This is a genomic window from Chelativorans multitrophicus (assembly GCF_011317445.1).
GTDB classification, from domain to species: domain Bacteria; phylum Pseudomonadota; class Alphaproteobacteria; order Rhizobiales; family Rhizobiaceae; genus Chelativorans; species Chelativorans multitrophicus.
Genome location: NZ_JAAAPL010000001.1, coordinates 2,045,685 through 2,065,369, shown reverse-complemented (window position 1 = coordinate 2,065,369; position 19,685 = coordinate 2,045,685). Strand labels below are relative to the sequence as shown.

21 protein-coding genes are annotated in these 19,685 nt (G+C 62.0%); 11 read left to right on the top strand and 10 right to left on the bottom strand.

Annotation, left to right across the window (positions count from 1 at the left end; translation table 11 throughout):
- Nucleotide 1 precedes the first annotated feature (1 nt).
- Nucleotides 2-1,399 carry an NAD(P)(+) transhydrogenase (Re/Si-specific) subunit beta gene (locus GNP00_RS09750; protein WP_011582121.1) on the top strand — a complete coding sequence of 466 codons (1,398 nt, stop codon included), beginning with the start codon at nucleotides 2-4 and terminating at the stop codon, nucleotides 1,397-1,399.
- A 120-nt stretch (nucleotides 1,400-1,519) separates the two neighbouring features.
- On the top strand, nucleotides 1,520-1,759 hold the full coding sequence (locus tag GNP00_RS09745) for a hypothetical protein (protein WP_041544796.1): 240 nt from the start codon (nucleotides 1,520-1,522) through the stop codon (nucleotides 1,757-1,759).
- A 40-nt stretch (nucleotides 1,760-1,799) separates the two neighbouring features.
- Here the strand turns inward: GNP00_RS09745 and GNP00_RS09740 are convergent, their stop codons facing one another.
- The 3 genes from GNP00_RS09740 to rpsU all read right to left on the bottom strand — a co-directional run bounded on the left by GNP00_RS09740 (nucleotide 1,800) and on the right by rpsU (nucleotide 3,617).
- Nucleotides 1,800-2,291 carry a DUF992 domain-containing protein gene (locus GNP00_RS09740; RefSeq protein WP_011582119.1) on the bottom strand — a complete coding sequence of 164 codons (492 nt, stop codon included), beginning with the start codon at nucleotides 2,289-2,291 and terminating at the stop codon, nucleotides 1,800-1,802.
- A gap of 84 nt (nucleotides 2,292-2,375) precedes the next feature.
- Nucleotides 2,376-3,179 (bottom strand): tetratricopeptide repeat protein, encoded by an 804-nt coding sequence (locus GNP00_RS09735; RefSeq protein WP_425482939.1) that lies wholly within the window; start codon nucleotides 3,177-3,179, stop codon nucleotides 2,376-2,378.
- A 207-nt stretch (nucleotides 3,180-3,386) separates the two neighbouring features.
- On the bottom strand, nucleotides 3,387-3,617 hold the full coding sequence (gene rpsU, locus GNP00_RS09730) for a 30S ribosomal protein S21 (RefSeq protein ID WP_011582117.1): 231 nt from the start codon (nucleotides 3,615-3,617) through the stop codon (nucleotides 3,387-3,389).
- A 507-nt stretch (nucleotides 3,618-4,124) separates the two neighbouring features.
- Between rpsU and GNP00_RS09725 the strand changes: the two genes are divergently transcribed.
- A complete protein-coding gene (locus GNP00_RS09725) occupies nucleotides 4,125-4,376 on the top strand; it encodes a hypothetical protein (protein WP_246259267.1) in 252 nt (83 codons plus the stop codon).
- A 66-nt stretch (nucleotides 4,377-4,442) separates the two neighbouring features.
- Here the strand turns inward: GNP00_RS09725 and GNP00_RS09720 are convergent, their stop codons facing one another.
- From GNP00_RS09720 to GNP00_RS09705, 4 genes are all read right to left on the bottom strand, one after another.
- Nucleotides 4,443-5,222 carry an SDR family NAD(P)-dependent oxidoreductase gene (locus GNP00_RS09720; RefSeq protein ID WP_246259268.1) on the bottom strand — a complete coding sequence of 260 codons (780 nt, stop codon included), beginning with the start codon at nucleotides 5,220-5,222 and terminating at the stop codon, nucleotides 4,443-4,445.
- A 138-nt stretch (nucleotides 5,223-5,360) separates the two neighbouring features.
- Complete coding sequence (locus GNP00_RS09715; RefSeq protein ID WP_049764945.1) at nucleotides 5,361-5,813, bottom strand: MaoC family dehydratase; 453 nt, start codon at nucleotides 5,811-5,813, stop codon at nucleotides 5,361-5,363.
- A 155-nt stretch (nucleotides 5,814-5,968) separates the two neighbouring features.
- The gene (locus tag GNP00_RS09710; protein WP_011582113.1) at nucleotides 5,969-9,091 is read right to left on the bottom strand and encodes an efflux RND transporter permease subunit; all 3,123 of its coding nucleotides are present in this window, start codon (nucleotides 9,089-9,091) and stop codon (nucleotides 5,969-5,971) included.
- Between the two features lie 16 nt (nucleotides 9,092-9,107).
- A complete protein-coding gene (locus tag GNP00_RS09705; protein WP_011582112.1) occupies nucleotides 9,108-10,274 on the bottom strand; it encodes an efflux RND transporter periplasmic adaptor subunit in 1,167 nt (388 codons plus the stop codon).
- A 236-nt stretch (nucleotides 10,275-10,510) separates the two neighbouring features.
- Between GNP00_RS09705 and GNP00_RS09700 the strand changes: the two genes are divergently transcribed.
- The 8 genes from GNP00_RS09700 (at nucleotide 10,511) to GNP00_RS09665 (ending at nucleotide 17,288) form a co-directional block, all read left to right on the top strand.
- Nucleotides 10,511-11,065: a cytochrome c oxidase assembly protein gene (locus GNP00_RS09700; protein WP_246259269.1), complete on the top strand. Its 555-nt coding sequence runs from the start codon at nucleotides 10,511-10,513 to the stop codon at nucleotides 11,063-11,065.
- Between the two features lie 2 nt (nucleotides 11,066-11,067).
- A complete protein-coding gene (locus GNP00_RS09695; RefSeq protein ID WP_049764799.1) occupies nucleotides 11,068-12,201 on the top strand; it encodes a c-type cytochrome in 1,134 nt (377 codons plus the stop codon).
- Nucleotides 12,198-13,190, top strand: a complete 993-nt coding sequence (locus GNP00_RS09690) for a cytochrome c oxidase subunit II (RefSeq protein WP_166015961.1) — start codon at nucleotides 12,198-12,200, stop codon at nucleotides 13,188-13,190. The genes GNP00_RS09695 and GNP00_RS09690 overlap by 4 nt, the downstream gene beginning before the upstream one ends.
- 3 nt (nucleotides 13,191-13,193) lie before the next feature.
- Nucleotides 13,194-15,731 (top strand): cytochrome c oxidase subunit I, encoded by a 2,538-nt coding sequence (gene ctaD, locus GNP00_RS09685; RefSeq protein WP_011582108.1) that lies wholly within the window; start codon nucleotides 13,194-13,196, stop codon nucleotides 15,729-15,731.
- Nucleotides 15,732-15,735: 4 nt separating this feature from the next.
- On the top strand, nucleotides 15,736-16,116 hold the full coding sequence (locus GNP00_RS09680) for a hypothetical protein (RefSeq protein ID WP_011582107.1): 381 nt from the start codon (nucleotides 15,736-15,738) through the stop codon (nucleotides 16,114-16,116).
- 102 nt (nucleotides 16,117-16,218) lie between these two features.
- Nucleotides 16,219-16,398, top strand: a complete 180-nt coding sequence (locus GNP00_RS09675) for a hypothetical protein (protein WP_041545554.1) — start codon at nucleotides 16,219-16,221, stop codon at nucleotides 16,396-16,398.
- A 127-nt stretch (nucleotides 16,399-16,525) separates the two neighbouring features.
- Complete coding sequence (locus tag GNP00_RS09670) at nucleotides 16,526-16,981, top strand: CBS domain-containing protein (RefSeq protein WP_011582105.1); 456 nt, start codon at nucleotides 16,526-16,528, stop codon at nucleotides 16,979-16,981.
- A 19-nt stretch (nucleotides 16,982-17,000) separates the two neighbouring features.
- Nucleotides 17,001-17,288: a hypothetical protein gene (locus GNP00_RS09665; RefSeq protein WP_011582104.1), complete on the top strand. Its 288-nt coding sequence runs from the start codon at nucleotides 17,001-17,003 to the stop codon at nucleotides 17,286-17,288.
- A 3-nt stretch (nucleotides 17,289-17,291) separates the two neighbouring features.
- Here the strand turns inward: GNP00_RS09665 and GNP00_RS09660 are convergent, their stop codons facing one another.
- The 3 genes from GNP00_RS09660 to GNP00_RS09650 are packed head-to-tail and all read right to left on the bottom strand — an operon-like array spanning nucleotide 17,292 to nucleotide 19,668.
- A complete protein-coding gene (locus GNP00_RS09660; RefSeq protein ID WP_011582103.1) occupies nucleotides 17,292-17,591 on the bottom strand; it encodes a hypothetical protein in 300 nt (99 codons plus the stop codon).
- Between the two features lie 20 nt (nucleotides 17,592-17,611).
- The gene (locus GNP00_RS09655) at nucleotides 17,612-18,658 is read right to left on the bottom strand and encodes a Gfo/Idh/MocA family protein (RefSeq protein ID WP_011582102.1); all 1,047 of its coding nucleotides are present in this window, start codon (nucleotides 18,656-18,658) and stop codon (nucleotides 17,612-17,614) included.
- Nucleotides 18,655-19,668, bottom strand: coding sequence for an MDR/zinc-dependent alcohol dehydrogenase-like family protein (locus GNP00_RS09650; protein ID WP_011582101.1), 1,014 nt, complete (start codon nucleotides 19,666-19,668; stop codon nucleotides 18,655-18,657). Before GNP00_RS09650 ends, GNP00_RS09655 begins: the two co-directional genes overlap by 4 nt.
- Between the last annotated feature and the right edge of the window lie 17 nt (nucleotides 19,669-19,685).

Genomic DNA, 19,685 nt, shown 5'->3' with positions numbered 1-19,685 from the left:
CGTGAGCGCCAATCTCGCCTCTTTCCTCTATCTTGTCTCCGGCATCCTATTCATCCTGGCGCTGCGCGGCCTTTCGCACCCCACCACCAGCCGCCAAGGCAATTTCTATGGCATGGTCGGCATGGCGATTGCCATTGTGACCACGCTTTTGCTGACGACGCCTACGCCGGGCGGCTTCCTGCTCATCCTTGCAGGGCTTGCAATCGGCGGCGGTGTGGGCGCGGTAACCGCGCGGCGCATCGCCATGACGGCAATGCCGCAGCTCGTTGCCGCCTTCCATAGCCTGGTGGGCCTTGCCGCCGTCATGGTGGCTGCCGCTGCTCTTTACTCGCCCGAAAGCTTCGGTATCGGCGAAGTGGGCGCTATTCATGCGCAGGCGCTGGTGGAAATGTCCCTTGGTGTGGCGATCGGCGCCATCACCTTCACCGGTTCGATCATCGCCTTCCTGAAGCTGGATGGCCGCATGTCGGGAAAACCCATTCTGCTTCCTGGGCGCCATCCGCTCAATGCTGCAATCGGCATTGCGCTTGTCGTGCTCATCGCGATGCTGGTGGTGACGCAGAGCCATACGATTTTCTGGCTCATCGTGATCCTGTCGCTCATTCTGGGTGTTCTCATCATTGTCCCGATCGGCGGCGCGGACATGCCGGTCGTTGTGTCGATGCTCAACTCCTATTCGGGGTGGGCGGCAGCCGGAATTGGCTTCACGCTCGGCAATCTGGCGCTCATCATCACCGGTGCTCTGGTCGGTTCCTCGGGTGCGATCCTGTCCTACATCATGTGCAAGGGCATGAACCGCTCCTTCATCTCCGTGATCCTCGGAGGCTTCGGCGGGGAGACAGCGGCGGCAGTGGATGACGGCATCGAACGTACGGTCAAGCAGGGTTCGGCTGACGATGCGGCCTATCTGATGATGAACGCGCAGAAAGTCATCATCGTACCGGGCTATGGCATGGCAGTCGCCCAGGCCCAGCATGCGCTGCGCGAAATGGCAGACAAGCTGAAGGCCAATGGGGTCGAGGTGAAATATGCCATTCATCCGGTGGCGGGCCGCATGCCCGGCCATATGAATGTGCTGCTTGCGGAAGCCCAGGTGCCCTATGACGAGGTGTTCGAGCTGGAGGACATCAATTCCGAGTTCGCCCAGGCCGACGTAGCTTATGTCATCGGCGCGAATGACGTTACCAACCCTGCGGCACGGGACGACAAGTCCTCACCCATTTACGGTATGCCGATCCTAGATGTCGACAAGGCGCGTACCTGCCTTTTTGTGAAGCGCTCGCTCGGTTCCGGCTATGCAGGTATCGACAATACGCTGTTCTACAAGGACGGCACGATGATGCTGCTCGGCGACGCCAAGAAGATGACCGAAGACATCGTCAAGGCGATGGATCACTAGCGGTTACCGCGCCATGGTTCGAACCATGCAAGAAAAGCCCGGCCTTGCGCCGGGCTTTTCGCCTTTGTAGCCGCCTCGAAATGCTGCCCTAGATAGGCTGTGCAGAGAGGAGGCGGAGAAATGGTCGTAATCTGGCTAGGCGCGCTGCTGGTCATCCTTGGCCTTCTGCAGATGGCTTATTCCACTCTCTGGACCAGAAGGCTGAGTGACCCGCCAAGGTCGCGCCATGGTGCCCAAGACAGCACGCTAGAACCGCCGCGACAGGGCCTTAGGTTCCTTGGCTTCACGCATAACTGGCCTGGCGCGGCCCTGTTCGTGCTGGGGCTTTTAACTCTCCTGTTGGGCGGCGCCTTTGCTTGAGCCAGCTCCGCCGGCCGTGCGCCAAAGGAGGGGCTTTGTCTCACAGGGCAGTCGAGCGGAGCTGGAATTCGCTGACGCCGATGGCCACATTGAGCCCGGTCTGAGCCTGCAGGCTTATCGGCTGGAGGATCAGGTTCTTGCTGGTTTGGCTCACCAGAATGTTGGCGCCGCCTCCGATGCCCGCTGTCACTTCAGCACTTGGACCCACATAATTGTCGGCCAGCGATCCGGGTGCGTAGGGATCTGTGACGGTGGGAGCCAGCACGATCCACCGCATCACACTTTCACCGGTGGCGCCTGCCTCCAGCCCGAATTTTCTTACCACCCCGATATAGCTTTCCGGCGGCCTGGCGGAATCCGCAGGCTGGAAGGTGCAGGAAAGTTCCTTGGAGGTGACAAAGCCGATATCGACGCCGCCCTGGATAAGGCAATCAAGGGTGCCGATCTCCGTGCGCTGCTGAGGGGTTGCGAAGGACGTGGAAGCCGATAGGGCGATCACCGCTCCAAACGCGGCTATGGCGCTCCTGTTCATGGCTGAAACTCCTCTTCCGTTGCCGCTTTAGAACAGCGGCTGCGCAAGGATAGTTCCGCAGGAATGTTGGATGGAGCCCGGAACTCAGGTCCTGGATGCCGTCGCCGCGCCGCCCGCACCTTGCGTTCTTGCGACGCCGTCGCGGGCCGGTGTGTAGTTGGCATCGAGGCTCAAAGCGCGCGCATAAGAGCGTGCCGCCTTATCCATTTCGCCGCGCTTCTCGTAGACGAGCGCCTGATTTGCCCAGCTTTCCGCCAGCTGTTCATTCAAACGGATGGCGGTGTTGAAATCCGTGAAGGCATTCTCGTCATCGCCCAGGGCGAGATAAGAAAGGCCGCGGCCATTGTAGCCATAGGGCTGATCGGGGGCGAGGGAGATCGCCTTGGCGAAATCCTCGATCGCATATTGATGCTGGCCGCTTGCTTGATAGAGAAGGCCGCGGCGATGGTATGCGCGCGGGTCCGTGGTATCGAGTTGGATCGCCTTTTCAAAATCCTGGAAGGCTTCCGTGGAGCGCCCGGCGAGGCGGTAAAGTTCGCCCCTGCCGATATAGGCGACGTCGTAGCTGGCGTTAAGGGCGATCGCCTGGTTGTAATCCGCTAGCGCCCGCTGCTGATCGCCCATGTAACGATAGATCAGCGCCCGGTTCGCATAAGCCCGGAAGGAGCGCGGGTCGAGCTGAATTGCCCTGTCAAAATCCTTGAGCGCCTCGCGGTAATTGCCGCCCCGCCCATAGGCAGCGCCGCGGATATTATAAGCTTCGGGGTCGTTTGGCGTACGCTCGATGACGGCGCTGAGCGAGGCGATGTTTTCCTCCGATCCCTGCGCGGTGTCGATGCGTGTCAGGTCCGTCACGGGATCGGTCGTGTTGCAAGCTGCCAAGCTCATCAGAGCAACGAACACCAGAGCCGTTCGCACTCGGGAATGGGTTGCGTTCTGCGCCATTACACCTTCAGCCATCAACTCCCGTCCTTTCCAAATCTGCCGCATCCGCGGGCGCATCCAGCCAGAGCGCCGCAATAAAAAAGGTGGCGGCGATGTTCGATCGCGCCACCTCGGTTATGTAAGCTGCTGAAAAGGACAAAATGTGGGCGCTCAGCGCGCCGCCGCCGGCCGTCCACTGACGAGGCCTTCCCGCTGGGCGCGCTTGCGCGCCAACTTGCGTGCGCGCCGCACGGCCTCTGCCTTCTCCCGTGCCCGCTTTTCAGACGGCTTTTCATAATGGCCGCGCATTTTCATCTCGCGGAAAATGCCTTCGCGCTGCATCTTCTTTTTCAGCGCGCGAAGCGCCTGGTCAACATTGTTGTCGCGGACGAGTACCTGCACCTGGGTTTCCTGTCAAAGCGTTGATGGTGACGGTTATGAGCTTCTTTGCTCAAAAACCGATCTCCCGCGACGGAACCCATCGCAGGAATCTGCGCGCTAATATCAGAATCAACCACTTTTGTCGAGAGGCCGTTGATGCAAGTAGGGTAATGAAAATTCACCCCTCGGTCCAATAACCTCCTCGCGGTGGCGCGGCCAGGTCGGGCGAAGCGGCAAACTTCATCGTAATCAGCCCGACGTCTGGCGTTGCACTGCTTCCCGCCCGGTATCGCAACGGCCGAAATCGTTGAGGCGGTTTGCGGAAACGGAGTTCCATATTGAATCCTGGCGCTGCTGTTTCCAGGAGATCTTGCGACTCTTGGAGAAAGCCTGGCCCGGAAGACGGCCAGCTCATCGGCCCGAAAGCCGGAACCGGCTATCCCCTTCGGCGTTTTCCTCGAACAAGAAGGAGCCCGACCTATGCTTCCCGAAAATCGTAAGCCCGATGAGCGTCCCGGAAAAAAGGAGATGGAGGAAGAGCTGGAGAAAGGCCTCGAGGATACTTTCCCGGCAAGCGATCCCGTTTCGGCTACGCAGACCACCCGCACGGGAGCGCCGAAAGAGTTCGCAAAGCAAAATCCCGGTGATGAGGCGGACGAAGCCGCCCACCAAAAGGATGACGAGTTGGAGGAGGGTTTAGAGGATACATTTCCAGCGAGCGACCCGCCGTCGGTGGTATCCAGCACTCATGCGGGTGGACCAAAGAAAAATAACGGGTGAGGCCGCTCTGCGGCCTAAGTTCTTGATCGGTGCAGCTCCGGACGGAAGACCGGCTTCCGCCGTTCTTCACGTGGCCAGCACGCCGCCATCGGCGGCGAGTGCCTGGCCGGTCATGAAGCTGTTTTTCGGATTGGCGGCAAAGAGAATTACCTCCACCACCTCGTCGATTTCGGCAAGCCGCTTCATCGGAACGTCGCGCGTGAGGCCAGCCTCGGCATCACTGGGCTCCGCGGGCGACATCGCGAGCGCCCCCATCACCATTTTCGTCCGCGCATAGGACGGGCAGACAGCATTGATCCGCACGCCTTTCGCTGCGTATTCGGCCGCCGCCGTGCGCGTCAGGCCTATTACGCCATGCTTGGCCGCCGAATAGATGGCAAGCCGCGGCGCGCCCGTCAGCCCTGCGACGGAAGCAATATTCACGATGGCCCGGCGGCGCTTGTCGTGCCGGAATTGGCGTTCCATCGCGGGAAGCTGGTGCTTCATCGCATAGAAGACGCCCAAGAGATCAACTTCAATCACCCGGCGCGCCTCGTCCGAGGGGATAAGGTGCAGCTTTACGAAGGTTTGCGCGATGCCGGCATTGTTGATCGCGATATCCAGGCTCCCGAAGCGCTCTTGTGCGAGCGCCACAAGCTTTTCGGCTGTCGCCTCCTCCGAGATGTCGCCGGCAAGAAAGGCCACCTCCGTATCGAGCGAGCGCGCAAGCTCGGCGAGCGGTTCCTCATGAAGATCAGACAGTACGAGGCGCGCGCGGTCGGCTGCCAATCTCCTCGCCAGGCACCTTCCGAAACCGCCTGCGGCGCCCGTGAGGAGCACCGTCAGACCGCTAAATGGACCATTCAAACTTCGCTCCAATTCACTCGACTCGCGCCGTCCACCGCCAGCGACTTGCTTCATCGGATCGCCCCCGGCGGTCTTTTCACGGTTTGAGGGATCGCCGTCAAGCAATTGCAGACAGAAGAAACATCAAAGTAAGAGCTTTCAAGCAGCAGATTGTCCGGGAAGCTCTTCTGGCAATGCCAAGGTCAGCCAACGAGCGGTAAGGGCCGGCTTCAACGAATTCTCAATTTCGATGGTGACGTCGTAGTGGGTCTCGATGATGCCCGATGGCCGCACCTTCATATGCGCGAGAAGGAATCGGCCGCGGATGCGCCCCCCGGATTTCACCGGGTTGAGGAAACGTATGCGGTCAAACCCGAAATTCATGCCCATCGACGTTCCTTCGAGCGGCGGCACCGCCTCGAATATAAGAGTGGATAGGAGTGAAAGCGTAAGAAAGCCGTGCGCGATGGTGCCCCCATACGGGGTTTCGCGCGCGGCGCGCTCGGGGTCGGTATGGATGAACTGATGATCGTCGGTGGCGGCGGCGAACTGGTCTATCATCTCCTGGGAGACCGTGCGCCAGCTGGAGATACCTACCTCCTTACCCACCATGGCCAGCGCATCTTCGATTCGCACCGCTTGCCTAGACAATGACCGCACTCCCGTCTGCTGTAGGGTGTTGCAAAAACGCGCGCAGAGATACCTCGTTGCACGCTCGATGTCATCCGTGCGTCAGCAGGAGTGCGGATCCAGAGCCGTGAAAGGCTCTAGATCTTAGTATTCGTCGTGGCCGCTTGTGTCAGTTCGCGGTCGAGGCGTGCTTCCTCTTCGACCTTCGGTGTGATGAAGCGCCCGAGCAGCAGATAGGCAACTGGCGTCAGGTAAAGGGTGGAAAGCGCGGAAAGGCCGAGGCCACCCACGATCACCCAGCCGAGCGCGATGCGCGCCTCGGCCCCTGCGCCGGAAGCGAGCACAAGAGGCACGCCGCCAACGACGGTGCAGATCATGGTCATCATTACAGGGCGCAGGCGGATCAGGGCCGCTTGTTCCACAGCCTCTCTCACCTTAAGGCCGCGGTCGCGCAGCTGATTGGCGAACTCCACGACGAGAATGCCGTTCTTCGCCATGATGCCGACGAGAAGAACAAGGCCGATCTGGCTATAGACGTTCAGGCTGGTTCCCGTAAGAAGGAGCGCGAAAACGGCGCAGGCAAGCCCCAGCGGCACTGTCGCCATGATGATGAGGGCGCTGACGAAGCTCTCGAACTGCGCCCCCAGCACCAGCAATATGATGACCAGCGCGAAGCCGAAAGTTGTGAGCATGCTGTTGCCGGTCTCACCAAGGGTCGCGGCCTCCGCCAGAGGAATGATCCGGGCGCCGGACGGCAGATGGGCAGCCGCAATCTCCTCCGCGCGCTGAAGTGCTTCACCGAGAGGAAAATCTTGCGCCAAGCCGGAGGTGATGCGAACCACCCGCAATTGCTCCTCGCGGTTCAGCGAGGGCGGTACAGGTTCTTCCCGAAGGGTGGTGACGGTGGATAAAGGCACGAACCGCCCGTCGCCTGTCCTGATGAAGATGTTTTCAAGATCGGTCGGGTCGTTGATCGGGTTCGTGGTGGAAACGAGCTTCACGTCGTAGCTTTTGTCGTCGATGAAAAGGTCGGCGATTTTGCGCCCATCGAGCAGTGACTGTATCGCCTGGCCGAGGCCCTCGATATCTATGCCGAGGTCCGCTGCCCGCTCTCGGTCCACCTCCACCTTCAACTGCGGCTGCGTGGCGTCTTGGGTTAGCCGTGGCTGATCGAACCCAGGGTCGCTTTCCATATCGGCTATGATCGCCTGCGCCGCCTGGGTCAGCCTTTCATAGTTGTTACCGGCGACGGCGAATTGCAGGCCGCTTCCAGAGCCGCGGATGCCCAGACTGTTGGGCTGAAAGGCAAAGGCGCGCACACCGGCGATCCGCGCCGCGCGCGCGTTCACATCCTCCAGAATCTCTTGCTGGGAGCGCTCACGCTCTTCCCAAGGCGCAAGCCCGAGCATCAGGAAGGCGCTGTTCGATCCTCCCTGGCCCGTAATTGAGAAGGTCGTGCGGATTTCCCCGCCGTCGCGCAGCGGCTGGATCGCTGCCTCGATCTCGCGCATTTTTCCGGCAAGATAATCGATGCTCACGCCCTGCGGAGCAGAGACACGCATCATCGCGATGGAACGGTCTTCGGGCGGCGTGAGCTCGGACCTGATGTTTCCGAAAACGGCGTATGCTGCCCCGGCAAAGAGCAGCGACACGATGATGACGATCACAGGTGCATCCAGGCAGAAATGCAGGGTGCGGGCATATAGCTTCGCTAGGGCTGCCCCAATACGGCTGATCGGACCGTCGCTCGTTTCGCCATGCAACTCGCCCGATGACAGCATGCGCGATGCGAGCATGGGGCAGAGCGAGAGAGCAACAACCGACGAAAGGAGCATCGCGAAGGCCAGTACAAAGCCGAATTCCTTGAATAGCCCCCCCGCCTGGCCGGGGAGGAAGGACAGCGGCACGAAAACCGCGATCAGGGTTGCCGTGGTCGCGATGACGGCAAAGAAAACCTCCTGCGTGCCGAGAACGGCCGCGGCGCGCGGGCCCATACCTTGATTGCGCCGGCGCACGATGTTCTCGAGCACGACGATGGCGTCGTCCACGACAAGCCCGGTGGCAAGCACGAGGGCCAGCAGGGTCAGGATGTTTACGGAGAAGCCGACCAGGTAAATTGCGGCGATCGTGCCGATGAGGGCGACGGGAATGGCAATGCCGGGAATGATGGTGGCCCGCCAGTCGCGCAGGAAAAGATAGATGACCCCGAGCACGATGGTGACCGAAATAAGAAGGGCGATCTCGACCTCATGGATGGCGCCGTTGATAAAAATGGCATCGTCGCTGGTAATCGAGATGGACATGCCCTCCGGCATGGTTTTCGCCAGGTCGTCAACCGCCTGCCTGACGCCCTCTGAAATTTCGAGCGTGTTGGACTGCGCCTGGCGCACGATGCCGAGCCCGATGCCCAGCTGTCCATTGGTGCGCAGGCGGCTTTCGCCCTCGTCCGGGCCAAGGGTTACGGTGGCTACATCTCCGAGGCGCACATTCGGCGAGAGCTTGATGTTCTCCATTTCCTCGGGGGTGGTGATGGATGAGGTAGCACGCACGATTAGATCTTGCGTGTTGCTGGTCAGCGAGCCGGCGGGGCTATCGAAGGCGACGGTTTCGACCGCGCTTGCGATATCTCCCACCGTCATGCCATGGCTTGCAAGGCGCGACTGGTCGATATCAACACGAAAAATCTTGGTGCGGTCGCCGTAGACCTGCACGTCGGCGACGCCCGGAACGGCCGCCAGCTTGTCGACAATCTCGTCGTCGACATAAAGCGTCATATCCTCGATGTTCATCCGGTCCGAGGTGACGGCGAGCCGCATGATGGCATCGGCATTGTCGTCAGCCTTGACGACGATGGGAGCGTCGGCGTCTTCGGGCAGCTGATTTTGGATCCGGCCGACGGCATCGCGCACGTCGGACGCTGCCGCATTCAGATCGACGGTTTCGCGGAACTCAATCGTGACACGGCTTCTGCCAAAGGAGGAGGAGGACGAGATCGCGGACACGCCCGGCACACGCGCCACTGCCCCTTCGACCGCTGCGGTGATCTCCCGGTCGATGGTTTCAGCGGCGGCGCCGTCGAAAGTTGTCGTCACGGAGATGACGGGCCGATCCACATCCGGCAGTTCACGAACTTCCACGCCGAAAAGTGCGGCGAGCCCCGCGACCACAATCAGCGTATTGATCACAAAAGCGAAGACCGGGCGGCGCACGAACAGCGCGGTCATTCCATCGGCCGCTTTCTCGAAGTTCTTCTCGCTCATTTCTCTGCCCCCAGGCTCAGGAACCGCGCGCAGGACGGCCGCGGCCTTCGCCGCCCGCCACTGCTATGGGCTGCCCCTCACGCACCGCGTGCACGCCTTCGACCACCACCAGGTCGCCATCGGCAAAATCGCCGTCCACCAGAACGCTGTCGGAATTGCGCTGGATAACGCGCACCGGCAGGCGCTGCGCCATGCCATCGCGCACCGCCCAGACATAGGGGCCTTCCGTACTCCATTGGACCGCCAGCGGATTGACCGCAGGAAAGCTTTCACCCGGAAATTGCATGGTAACGCGAAAGGCCATGCCGGAACGCAGCGTATCGGCGGGATTGGATATGCGCCCCTGGACATGAAGCGTGCGGCTGGCCGTATCCACCTGATTGTCAATGGCGCTGACCTGGCCCTGGTATTTCTCGTTCGGCCGGGCGACCGATTCGGCTAAAAGCGGCGCACCGACCTCAATCATCCTGGCGAAGCGCTCAGGCACCCAAAAGTCCACCAGGATCTCGGATCGATCGTCGATCGCGGCGATCTGGTCGGAGGATGTGACGTAATCGCCGGGAGAAACGGGAAGAATGCCGACGATGCCGCCGATGGGCGCGACAATGTCGCGACGCTCAAGCGCAAGCTTCGCCTCGCGCAGTGCCAGCTCCGCGTTGCGCACGGCAAGTTCTGCCTCGGTCTGCTGCACGGCCGTCGCGGTATTGGATGACCGCAGCGCCGTCATGCGTTCTAGGGAGGCACGGGCATCGTCCAGAGCGATCTGCGCGCGATCGACGGCGATGCTCTCGGCTTCGGAATCCATGCGCGCGATCACGTCGCCTGCCTCGACGACAGCGCCCGGTTCAGCGAGGATCTCTGTCAGGCGGCCAGACGTGAACGGGCGCACGCCCACGGTATGCAACGCTTTACCGTTGCCAATTGCAGTCAGCCGGTCATTGATGGTGGCGCTCATGACGGGAGCGGAAACGATCGCTGCCTGACCGCGTCCACCCGGCCCACCGGGCCCGCCCTGCCTGCCAGATCCGGCCCTGCCTTCAGGGGAAGGCGCTGCCTCGGCCGGCGCCTGCACGAGGCCAACATCGGCGACCATCTGCCGGGCTCCGGGGAAAAAATGGTACCAGACCACCGCCGCAGCCGCGAGGATGAAGAGACATAAGAGGGCCTGCTTCCACCAAGACATTCCATTCTCCGGGTTTGGCCGCCAAGGCGACCGAATCGACCCCGTGCTCTCCTCCTGCAGCGGTGCCAACTTTGTAGATGTTACGTAGGGCAAGATTTAGCCTAGTTTCACCAATTACATAATTAAATTGCTGTAAGGATTAGGGGCTGCGGGCGTTAAAACCGGCCCGGGAACAAGTTCAGCCCTGGTCCGTTCATCCAGTCATGTTGGAGACCGGCGGATTCCTTGCCCAACACATGGCTATACACATAGTGGCGATGAACATCGCAGCGCCAATCGCGGCCATGGCGTTGCGGTTCTTCAGGGGCGACACGGCGCAGCCTAGGGAAGCGCGGTGGATCGGGCTGGCGGCTCTATTGCAAATCGCGCTTCTCTGGTTCTGGCATCTGCCGTCTGCCATGGCCTTCGCCTATGCGGCGCCGGGCGGCGAAATGATCATGCATCTTTCGCTGTTTGCCGCCGCGCTCTGGTTCTGGCGCGTGATCCTCAACGAGGCGGAGGCCGCGCGCTGGCAGGCGCTCGGCGCATTGCTATTTACCGGCAAGCTTTTCTGCCTGCTCGGGGTCCTGCTCACCTTCGCGCCTCGCTCGCTGTATATCGCCGCGGCGGAGCTGTGCCTTGGCGGCAGGATCGATCCTGCCGCTCTTGTGCCTGACCAGCAGCTTGCCGGCCTTATGATGCTGATCGCCTGCCCGCTCGTCTATGTGCTGGCGGGAATCATGATCTCGGCGCGGTGGCTGAAGGAGATCGAGGCTCGCACACCCTCCTATCAGCCCGACGGGAACGGATGATTATGCGCCGACTTGACCGCGGCTGGTGGAGAGCGGTTGGCCTGGGCGCTGTCCTCGCCCTGGCCGGCGCGGGCTTGCTCGGCGGGGTTTTTATCCTTTCGGGCCTCTATAATGTCGCTGCATCCCGCCAGCATTTCGATATCACCAACATGCTTATCCGCCTCACGCTCACGCGGTCGGTGGCCACTCGAAGCATGGGGGTCGACGTCCCAGATCTTTCGGACGAGCGGCTGGCGGCGCTTGGCGCAAGGCATTTCGATCTGGGATGCGCGCCCTGCCATGCATCGCCCGGCACTGAGCAAAATCCGATAGCGGCCGAGATGTACCCGGCGCCGCCGCCGCTCACGCACGCCGCCGAGGATTGGGACGCGGCGGAACTCTTCTGGATCGTGAAGCACGGGCTCAAATTTACCGGAATGCCATCCTGGCCTGCTCTTGAGCGCGAAGACGAGATCTGGGCGCTGGTGGCATTCCTGGAGCGGCTGCCGGAAAGCGGAGCGCAGGACTATGCCGCACTGGCGGGAAGGAGGAGCGGAACAGGCGAGGTGGAATTCACTTTCGGCGGGCAGAACGCCACGGAAACCCTGTGCGCCAACTGCCACGGAGACGAGAACAATCCTCCGGTGCATCATCTTGCGCCCGGGATTGCCGGGCAGAAAGCGCCTTATCTTCTGCGCGCGCTCGAAGAGTATGCGAGCGGCGAGCGCGAAAGCGGCATGATGGAACCGATCGCGGCGGCACTTGCTCCCGAGGAAATTGAACAGCTCGCAAGGCATTATGCGGAGGAGCGCGTTCTTCCATCGGCTGCCGGCGTGGACATGGAAGCGGCCGCACGGGGCGCGGAGATCGCACGCAACGGTGCGCGGGCAGATGACATTCCTGCGTGCCTCTCCTGCCATGGCGCGAATACGTCCGGCCAGTTCCCCCGCCTGGACGGGTTGTCAGCCGAGTACATTTCCACGCAGCTCTCGCTGTTTCGGAGCGGGGTCCGCAAAGGCTCCGTCTACAGTGAAATCATGATGCCGATCGCGGAGCGGCTGAGCGAGCAGCAGATTCGGGATCTTGCGGCCTATTTCGCCTCGCGCGCAGGGGGAACAGGGGGTGAAGCTTCAGCCGGGCCGGAGGCGCGGCAATGAGGCGCGGCGCGGGGCGGGTGGTTCTTCTGTCAATTGCCTCGGCGCTTTCGGGTTGCTCGGGCGTGCAGTCGGCGCTTTCACCGAGCGGCGTGGAGGCGCTCAGGATCGACCCGCTCTTCTGGACCGCCACCGGGGTGAGCGTCGCCGTGACTCTGATGGTGGTTGTCCTGATGGCGCTCGCGCTTTACGGGCCGCTGCGCTGGCGGTCGTGGCTCGGCGGCGACCGCGTGATTATCGGCGGCGGCGTCGTGCTGCCGATCGTGGTGCTCACCGGCCTGTTCATCTATGGGCTGTTCGTCATGCAGGCCGGTGCCGTGCGAAGCGCGCGGGAAGGCGAGGCCACGGTGACCATCATTGGAAAGCTCTGGTGGTGGGAAGTCGTCTATCAGGGGCCTGATGGAGAGGAAATCGTAAGCGCCAATGAGTTGCGCCTGCCGGCGGGCCGGCCCGTCCGCCTGCGGCTGGAATCCGACAATGTGATCCATAGCTTCTGGGCGCCGCAGATCGCCGGAAAACTCGACATGATCCCCGGACGAACCAACGAGGTGGTGGTGGAGGCGACCGCGCCTGGCATCAGCCGTGGGCAATGCGCGGAATATTGTGGCGGGGCCCATGCGCTGATGGCCTTCTACGTTGTTGCGATGGCACCCGACGAATACGACGCCTGGCTTGCGCGCGAAGCGGGGCCGGCGCCGGAGCCCTTGACGGAAGGCGAGGCGCGCGGGCGCCAAGTTTTTCTCGAAAACGGGTGCGGCGGCTGCCATCAGGTGCGCGGCACCGAGGCGCGCGGGCGCATCGGTCCCGATCTTACCCATGTGGGCAGCCGCATGTCGCTCGCGGCAGGGATGATGCCCAATGACGTAGACGCGTTCGCGCGCTGGATCGTCGAGAACCAGCACATCAAGCCTGAGAACAAGATGCCGCCCTTCCGCCAGTTCGGGGAAGAGGAGCTTACGGCACTCGCCGCCTATCTGGACAGCCTGGAGTAGTTGATGGCCAAGTTCAAGGAGCTTCCGAACAAACTCCCGCGCCCGCCTGGCGAACTCCAGGAACTCGAACGCGCCTGGAAGATCCCCGGCGGTTTCCGGCTTATCTCCGCGGTCAACAATCAGGTGATCGGCATACTCTATGTGGGCGCCGCATTCCTGTTCTTCATCCTCGCCGGCATTCTCGGCCTGATCATGCGCACACAGCTCGCGGTGCCGGAAAATGACCTTGTAGGGCAGGATTTTTACAACCAGATCTTCACCGTGCATGGCACGACGATGATGTTCCTCTTCGCCGTGCCGGTGGTGGAGGCGCTGGGGGTGATGCTGCTGCCGCAGATGCTGGCGGCGCGCGACCTTCCCTTTCCTCGGCTTTCCGCCTTCGCCATCTGGGCCTATATCGTCGGCGGGCTCGTCTTCTTCTCCACTGTCTTTTACGATCTGGCGCCGAAGGGCGGCTGGTTCATGTATCCGCCGCTGACGCTGAAGGAATATTCGCCCGGCGACAACGCGGATTTCTGGCTGCTGGGCATCGGCTTCATCGAGATCTCGGCCATTGCAGGCGCAATCGAGATCATCGTCGGCACACTCAGGACGCGCCCGCCGGGCATGTCTCTCACGCGCATGCCGATCTTCGCCTGGGCGATGCTGATCTTCGCGGCGATGATCATGATAGCGTTTCCGGCCGTGATCCTCGCCACGATGCTGCTGGAGATCGAGCGCTCCTTCGGCTGGCCGTTTTTTACCGCGGAGAGGGGCGGCGATCCGCTGCTTTGGCAGCACCTCTTCTGGTTTTTCGGCCATCCGGAAGTCTACATCATCTTCCTGCCCGCGGCGGGCTTGGTCTCCATGATCGTGCCCACCATGGCGAGGCACCCGCTGGTGGGCTACCGTCTCATAGTCGTCGCGCTCATCGGAACCGGGTTCTTCTCCTTCGGCCTATGGGTGCACCATATGTTCACGACGGGCATCCCCTCGCTCAGCCTCGGCTTCTTTTCAGCCGCCAGTATGGCGGTGGCGATTCCATCGGGAATCCAGGTCTTTTCCTGGATCGCCACCATCGCTTCCAGCAAGGAGCGGTTCCGCATTACGACGCCGTCGCTCTTCGTACTCGGTTTTCTCTTCATCTTCACGGTGGGCGGGGTGACGGGCGTCATGGTTGCGCTGGTGCCGATCGACTTTCAGGTGCACGACACCTATTTCGTCGTTGCCCACTTTCACTATGTGCTGATCGGCGGGATGGTCTTCCCGCTCTTCGCCACCTTCTATTATTGGATACCCGCCTTCAGCCGGAACATGCTCTCCGAGCGGCTCGGGCGATGGGTGTTCTGGCTGATGTTCATCGGCTTCAACGTGACCTTCTTCCCGATGCACATGGCCGGGCTTCTCGGCATGCCGCGCCGGGTACGGACCTATCCGGACGGGCTCGGCTGGAACGCACTCAACATGGTCTCGACGGTGGGCTCCTATATTCTTGCGGCGGGCGTCGCCCTTTTCGTGATCGACCTCTTCCTGCGCTTCCGGCCGACCATCGACAAAAGCGTGGACGATCCCTGGAAGGCGGGGACTTTGGAATGGCTGCCGACAGGCGCCTATTCGACACGCAGCATTCCCTTCGTGACGAGCCGCGATCCGCTGTGGGATCAACCGAACCTTGCCCGCGAGGTGGAGGAGGGGCGGCACTTCCTGCCCGGCGCGCCGACCGGCGGGCGTGAGACGATCGTCACCAGCCCAGTGGATGCCCGGCCGCAATACATCATCCGGATGCCCGGGCCCGGCTGGTCGCAACTGGTCGCGGCGGTATTCATGGCGGCAGCCTTCCTGCTTCTGACCATCAAGGCCGTGGCGATTGCTCTTGTCTGCGCCGTGATCTCCATCGGTGCCTGCATCTTCTGGGGCTGGAAGCTCGATCATGGACCGGGCAAGGGCGAGGTCGATATCGGCGCGGGCATAAAGCTGCCCACCTATATGGCGGGACCCAAATCGCATGCGTGGTGGGCGATGGTAGTGCTCATGCTCGTCGCCTCCTCGCTCTACATCGCCTATGTCTTCTCCTACCTCTACCTCTGGATCGTCTCACCGGAGGTGTGGGCCCCGCGAGGATCGCCTGACCTGCCAGGGGCCGGCTGGCCGATCGGGACCGCCTTCCTGGTCATCGCAGGAACAATAGCGATGGCGCTTACTCGCCCGATGCTGCCGATACCCGGCCGGAGGGAGCCTGCCGTTCCGCCGCTTATCGCGCTTGCGGCCGGGTGCCTCGTCGCTGCCTTTCTGGCCGAGCTTTGGGGACATTTGTCGACCGGCTTGCGACCTGCGGAGAATTCTTACGGCGCCATGGTCTATATGGCGAGCGTGCTCAACTTCCAGCTTGTATTTGCCTGTTTCATACTCGCGGCCTTCGCCATTGCGCGTTATCTCACGGGCCGGCTCGACCGCGAACGCCGCGTGACCTACGAGAACGCGGCACTGCTCTATTACTACGCGGCGGCGCAAATGCTTTTCGGCCTCGTGCTCGTGCACGGCTTTCCAAGGCTGGCGGGGTGAAGCAATGACCAGGCTCGACGAAATGCGGAGGCCGGAACGGGGAAAGCTCCTTCCCGTGCTTTTCTATCTTACCATCGGCCTTCTGCTCTGGGGCATGCATCTTACCCTTGTATATGCGGCGCATACAGCGATCTGCGCGCTTGCCGCTTCGCCGTTGGCGGCGACGATCACGCTTGCTGCCGTTACTGTGGCGATCGCGCTCCCGCTGGTGCTGATCCTCTTTTGCCAGCGCGCCTTCGCTCGGCTCCTCGGGATTAGCGAGGGGATCACCGAGCCACGGATTTACGATAGGATATCCTTCTTTCTCAATCTGCTTTCGCTTGCCGGAATCCTCTGGTCGGGCCTTGCCGTGGCGGTGCTCTCCTCCTGCGCTCCCGGCCGCTGAAAGAGGGTGGAATTCTTTCCTGACGCGGCGGAACCAACTCCCCTCAAGGCGATTGGAAATCCAACACAACCGGCGGCGCTGGCCCCGCAGGAGAGCAAGGAAATGCCCAATCGGCAACGAAAGATTGACCGCTTGTCGCAGGAGCAGACGAACGAGTTTCTCCGGCGATCCTCCATCACCTATCTCGAGTGCTGCGTGAGCCTGATGCTGACGCATTTGAGCCGTGAAGAGGTTGCCGCGATCCTAGAACAGGAAGCCAATATGGTGCGTGAACTGGGTTGAGGCGCTGGAGTTCTTCTCAAAATTTGTCACTGCGGGGGAACACCGTCCCGCGGCGTCCGTTGGTTCGATGGGATGTGCTGCAAAAGTGCGTGTCCCGAACGAACCAGCCAGGACATGAGAGGTTACGATGAGAGTGAGCGAGGTAATGACGCGTGACGTGCGCGTGGCGAGCCCCGACGACACTATCGAGGATGCGGCGCGCATAATGGCGGAAATCGACGCCGGGTCGCTGCCTGTCGGCGACAATGACAGGCTGGTCGGCATGATCACCGATCGCGACATCGCCGTGCGCGCCGTCGCGAAAGGGCTCGGTCCCGAATGCCCTGTCAGCGATGTGATGACCCGTGAGATCAGATACTGCTTCGAGGATGAGGACACCGACGACATCGCCCACAATATGGCCGACCAGCAGATTCGCCGGTTGCCTGTGGTGAATCGCGACAAGCGTCTGGTCGGCATTCTCTCGCTGGGCGATATCGCATTTACCGACGGCAAGGATCCTGCCGGAGAGGCGCTGACCGGCATTTCGCGGCCCGGCGGATTGCATAGCCAAACGGGTGGCGACGGCGCGGCGCGCCTTTAAGCGACTGGGAGACCCCGATATGGCGGAGAACAGGAAGCAGGTCCCCGAGGATGTGCGTGACGAAGCCCCGAAGCGCGAGGAAGGCGACTGGGAAGCTGTGAGAGGGATAGAAGACATCCCGGCCGGAAACGAAGACGGCAAGGCAGTCCCCCTGGACCGCTCCGGCCGCGTCGACACCGACGAGCATTATGGGGAAGGGCAGGACAATCCGTATATGGAAAGCGACGACGCCCTGCCCGAAGACGAGGAAGAAGAGGTCTTCCGCCGCAACAATTCGCGGGAGGGCGGGCGTTTCGACGAAGTCTGACGGTCACGCACCCGATGGCGGCCAGTCGGAAAACTCCGCCAGTTGGCCCTGCGCGTCGGAAAGGATGCGCCGGAATTCGTTTTTCGCCGCTGCCTCGATGGCGAATGCACCGCCGGATGGAACGGCGCCGGGATCCTCCTGATGGTCCTGAAAAAGCGTGTGCTCTTCCATCGCTTCGAGGAGGCCGCGCGCGCGGCCTTCGTTTTTTTGCTCCATCCTAGCGATATGGGCGATCACAAAGGCAAGCGCCTCGCGCTGGGCGACGAGCCTCCCTTCGATCTCCTCGTTCGGCAATTGGGACATGGATCTTCTCCCTCCTGGCGCTATTCGGCCGCCACGCGCAGCGACTGCCGGCCATAGATGCGGTCCAGCACCTCTGCGACCATTACGAACTGCTCGGCCTGCTGATCATAGCGGGGATCGGCCGAGAGGCGCACGGCCCAATCGATCGCCGCGCGGCCGCCCCAGTCGTCCGGGGGGAGGGCGAGCTGTTCACGCGAGGTGCCGTGGTAGCGCTCAGCAACGAAATCGTAGAATGAGCCGTTCACATTGCGCAATGCCGACCCGCCTTCGGTTCCGTAGAAGGCGGCGGCAATCTCCGCATCCTGCCCGGCATTGAGCCGCCAGGAGCAGGCGAGGCGGACGACCGCGCCCGTTTCCAGCGTGAGGGTGCCCACGGCGAAATCTTCGACCACCTTAGGATCGGCCGAGAGCAACTCCCCTTTGGCGAAAAGATGGCTCGAAACATCAACCACCTGCGGAAAGCCAAGAGTCCAGAGAGCCAGATCCACCAGATGGACCCCCAGATCGATCACGCAGCCGCCGCCGGACAGCGCCGGATCGTAAAACCACGGCTTGTCGGGACCGTAGGCATTGTGGAAGACGAGGTCGACCGCATGGACGCGACCAATGCCGCCATCGGCGATGACGGGTCGGATCCGCCGCATGGCCTGGGTGTAGCGATAGGAAAGGTCGAGGCCGAGCAGCCGGTCGGCAGCTCTTGCGGCGTCGACTACGGCTCGCGCTTCCTGATGATTGCGGCCAAGCGGTTTTTGGCAAAAAACGGGAATGCCACGGCCGAGCGCCTGGAGTGTCTGTTCGGCATGGTCTGCGCTCGGTGTTGCGATCACGATGCCGTCGATATCTTCCTCAAGCAGACGATCGAGATCGCCGGCGGGTTTTGCCGCGGGAGCGATTTTACGAGCCTCCGCCAGGCATTCCTCGGATGGATCGGCCACCGCAACTGCTTCGGCGACCCCCGAATCGAGCAGCGCCTTCATGCGATGACGACCGATCCAGCCCACGCCGAGGAAGCCAAGCCGCAGCTTCTTCGATATGCTCTTGCGAGGATGATCGACGATAGCCGTCATGTCATTCCCACCACTGCTTTCATAAACCCATCCGGCCGGTCGCGCGTTGCGTTGAGCGCATCGTCCAGCCGTGCGAGCGGAAACATGTCGGTAATCAGTGGCATTGGATCGAGCTTGCCGGAGACTACGGCATCCACCGCCTCGCGCATGCCGCGGATATATATGGCGGGGTCGCGCTCATGGGCGTTGACCACGTCGAAGCCGCGCCAGTTCCACAGCTGCATGTTGATCTGCCTCGGCCCATCCTGATGATAGCCGGCGATGACCAGCCGACCGCCCTCCGCGGTGAGCTCGCCAGCCAGGTCGAGCGGCCAGGCTTTGCCGGTGGCCTCGACCACCCGCTCGCAAAACCTGCCGCCGGTGAGCGCCCGAACCTGCTCGATGATGGCGTTGTGATCATGCATCGGGATGGTGTGCGCCGCGCCCATCTGGAGCGCCATAGCCAGTGCGTAGTCCCGCCGTGAAATGGCGATCACGTCGGCGCCGGCCTGGCTTGCAAGCCGCGTCAGGATCGAACCCAGGAAACCGATGCCGATTATGGCGACAGTCTGACCCGGTTGGATTTGGGCGCGGCGGAAGATGTTCATAGCGCAGCCAAGCGGTTCGCCGGGGAATGGCATATGCGCGAGTTCGGGCGGTAGGGTCACGGCCTGGCTCGCCTCGCCAACGTCATATTCCGCATAGCTGTTTTGGAAGAGCGTCGCGACCGGTTGGCCCGGTTCGAGCCCAGTCACGCCGGGCCCTACTGCATCGACCTCACCCCATCCCTCGTGGCCCAGAGCACCGGGAGCTGTCGGAAATGTCATCCATTCCGGCCCAGACCAGGGCCCGAGGTTGGAAGCGCAGACGCCGCATCCCGTCAGCCGTACGCGGATCTGGCCTTCGCCGGGCTCCGGCACGGGAGTGTCCCTTATGGCGATTGTTCCAGCACCGGTGAGGATCGCCGCCTTCATGGTTTTTGGGGTGGAAAGAGATATGATGGAGCTTTCGCGGGCAAGCGCTGTGGTCATTCCTGTGGCCTGGGCTC